This is a genomic window from Kitasatospora sp. NPDC059160 (assembly GCF_042755465.1).
Classification (GTDB): Bacteria; Actinomycetota; Actinomycetes; order Streptomycetales; family Streptomycetaceae; genus Kitasatospora.
On the sequence record NZ_JBHZCN010000237.1, the window covers coordinates 1 to 2,799 of the forward strand.

Genomic DNA, 2,799 nt, shown 5'->3' on the forward strand with positions numbered 1-2,799 from the left:
GGGGCGCCGGCGGCCCCCGCCCCCCCACTCGTGGGGCCGGCGCCCCCCCCCCCACCGGCCGGGAACCAGGCGGCCCCGGTGGCCGCGGTGGCCGGGGTCAGCTGTCGGGTCGGCCGGCCGGTTCACTCCGGTGGCGGGGGAGCCGGTGAGACTCGACCGGGCGTCCGCCGGCCAGGTGCTCGGTGACGATGCGGCCGGCGGCCGCCGGGTCGATCCCCCCGTACCAGACGTCGTCCGGCTGCACGCTGACGACCGGGGCCTGGTTGCAGGGGAACTGGCACCCGGTCTGGGTGACGAGCACGTCGTCGTCGCCGAGGCCGTGCTCGGCCAGCTGCCGCACCAGGGCGCGCAGTGCCTCCTCCGCCCCCAGGGCCGTGCACCGCGGGCCGCGGCAGACCAGCACCTGGTGCCGGTGGCCGGTGACGTCCTCCCAGGCCGCGGAGGTGAGGCCGGGTTCGCCGCCGGTGACGGGCCTCGTCGCCGCGGCGGCCGCGGCGACCGCGTCCGGTGAGTCGGCGAGGCGGGTCGCGACGAGGATCTCCGGCCGGTGGCCCGTGCGCTCGCGCCACCAGTGCGCCGCGATCCGCCGCAGCCAGGACTGGGCCGGGCCGGTGGCCGCGAGGCGGACGCCGATCAGGACCACGGTCCCGGCGCCGGCGTCGGCCAGCCTGGTCAGCTCGGCCGACAGGGAGGGGTCCGCCTGCTGCAGGAACGCGATCGAGGCCTGCTGCGCCGCCGCCGTCCGGAGCAGTTCGTCGCGACGGACGGCCTCCCCGATCGACATGCCGACCAGGACCGTGGCGGTGCGGCGGGCGGGGGCGTCCAAAGCGGGGGCGTCCAAGGCGGGGGCATCCGGGGTGGGGGAGGTCATGGCGAAGTCCTTTCGTGGAGCAGTCCGTTCCACCGGATGTGCGGCCGGTCGTGCCGGGGGTGCCGTTCGACGGTGACGTCGACGCCGTAGACGTGCCCGATCGTGGCCGAGGTGAGCACCTCGGCGCCGGGCCCGTGGGCGACCAGCCGCCCGTCGAGCAGGACGGCGACCTCGTCGCAGTAGGCGGCGGCGAGTTCGAGGTCGTGCAGTGCGGCCACCGTGGTGATGCCCAGCCCGCGTACGGCGGCGAGGAAGCCGAGTTGGTGGCGCAGGTCGAGGTGGTTGGTGGGCTCGTCGAGCAGGAGCACGCCGGGCTCCTGCGCCAGGGCCCGCGCGAGCTGGACCCGTTGCCGTTCGCCGCCGGACAGCGTCGGCCAGGCCCGGTCGAGCAGGTGGCCGACGTCGGCCGCGGCGACGGCCTCGGCGACCACGGTCCGCTCGTGGGCGTCGGCGGCGGAGTTCCCCGGTACGGGCCAGCGGCCCCGGTGGGGCGTGCGCCCGAGCTCGATGACCTGGCGGACCGGCAGGGCCAGCCGGGTGTCCGCCTGCTGTTCCATGAAGGCCACCCGCTGGGCCCGGCGGCGGGCCGTGAGCGTGTGGAGATCCGCCCCGTCCAGGAGGACGCGCCCCGCGGACGGCCGGGTGAGTCCGGCGACCGCGCGCAGCAGGGTGGTCTTCCCGGCGCCGTTGGGTCCGAGCAGGCCGGTGACCCGGCCGGGGGCGAACGCGAGCGAGACCGCGTCCAGCAGGGTCGCGCCGCCGGCGCGCACGCCGAGTCCCTCCGCGCGCAGCTCGGCGGCGGGCGGCGCGGTCACAGCGTTCCCCCGTCGGCCCGGCCCTGGCGCCACAGCAGCCAGGCGAAGAAGGGCGCTCCGAGCCCGGCCGTGACGACGCCGACCGGGATCTCCCGGTCGGGGAGGACCGAGCGGGCCAGGACGTCGCTGCCCACCAGGAGGGACGCGCCCACCAGTGCCGATACGGGCAGCAGGAGGGCGTGGCGCGGGCCGCAGACGAGGCGGACCACGTGCGGGACGACCAGGCCGAGGAACCCGATGACCCCGGTGTTGGCGACCAGGCAGGCCGTCACCAGCGCGGCGGTGGCGATGAGGACCCACCGGGTGCGCTCGACGTGGACGCCGAGGGAGCGGGCGGAGGTCTCGCCGAAGGCGAAGGCGTCCAGGTCGCGGGCCGAGGAGGCCAGCACCATGACGCCGATCAGGGCGACCGCGGCCAGGAAGACGGCGGTGGGCCACCGTACGCCGGCGACCGAGCCCAGCGTCCACTCCATGACACCGCGCGCCGCGTCGCGGTCCCCGAGGACCAGCACGACGAACGAGGTGTACGCCCCGCACAGTTGGCCCACCGCGATGCCGGCGAGCACCGTCCGGGCGGTCGGCAGCGACCGGGTGCGCGCGCCGGCCAGCACCAGGACGACGACGGCGGTGAGCAGGGCGCCGGCGAAGGCCGCCGTCGCCACCGCGCCGGTGCCCACGGCGCCGGTCACGCCGACGCCGAGGACGATCACGGTCACCGCGCCGGCGGCGGCTCCGTCCGAGATCCCGAGCAGGAAGGGATCGGCCAGGTCGTTGCCGGTCAGGGTCTGCAGCACCGCGCCGCAGACCGCGAGTCCGGCGCCGGTGGCGGCCGCTCCCAGGACCCGGGGCAGCCGCAGCTGCCAGACGATCCGGTCGTCCAGCAGGGTGACCTGCGGGTCGGCGAGTCCGAGTCGGCGCGCCACGACCTCGATCACGGTCGGGAGCGGCTCGTGGTGTGAGCCGACGGCCAGGCCGAGGAGCACGGTGGCCAGCAGCAGGGCCGCACCGACGGCCAGGGCCGCCGGGGGGGGGGGCCCGCCCCCGGGCGCCGCCCCCCGGGGGGGGGGGGGGGGGGTGTGTAGCGGGGCCCCCCCCCCCCCCCCCCCCCCCCCC

The 2,799-nt window shown here is 77.7% G+C and carries 3 protein-coding genes; all 3 read right to left on the minus strand.

The features are described 5' to 3' along the window. Positions 1-97: 97 nt before the first annotated feature. Genes ACFXOZ_RS42385 through ACFXOZ_RS42395 form a run of 3 tightly spaced genes read right to left on the minus strand, consistent with a single transcriptional unit; the run spans position 98 to position 2,669 of the window. On the minus strand, positions 98-871 hold the full coding sequence (locus ACFXOZ_RS42385; protein WP_380595374.1) for a ferredoxin: 774 nt from the start codon (positions 869-871) through the stop codon (positions 98-100). Then, positions 868-1,686, minus strand: coding sequence for an ABC transporter ATP-binding protein (locus ACFXOZ_RS42390; RefSeq protein WP_380595376.1), 819 nt, complete (start codon positions 1,684-1,686; stop codon positions 868-870). The genes ACFXOZ_RS42385 and ACFXOZ_RS42390 overlap by 4 nt, the downstream gene beginning before the upstream one ends. Further along, entirely contained in the window at positions 1,683-2,669 is a 987-nt protein-coding gene (locus ACFXOZ_RS42395) for a FecCD family ABC transporter permease (RefSeq protein WP_380595378.1), read from the minus strand. Before ACFXOZ_RS42395 ends, ACFXOZ_RS42390 begins: the two co-directional genes overlap by 4 nt. Positions 2,670-2,799: the final 130 nt, after the last annotated feature.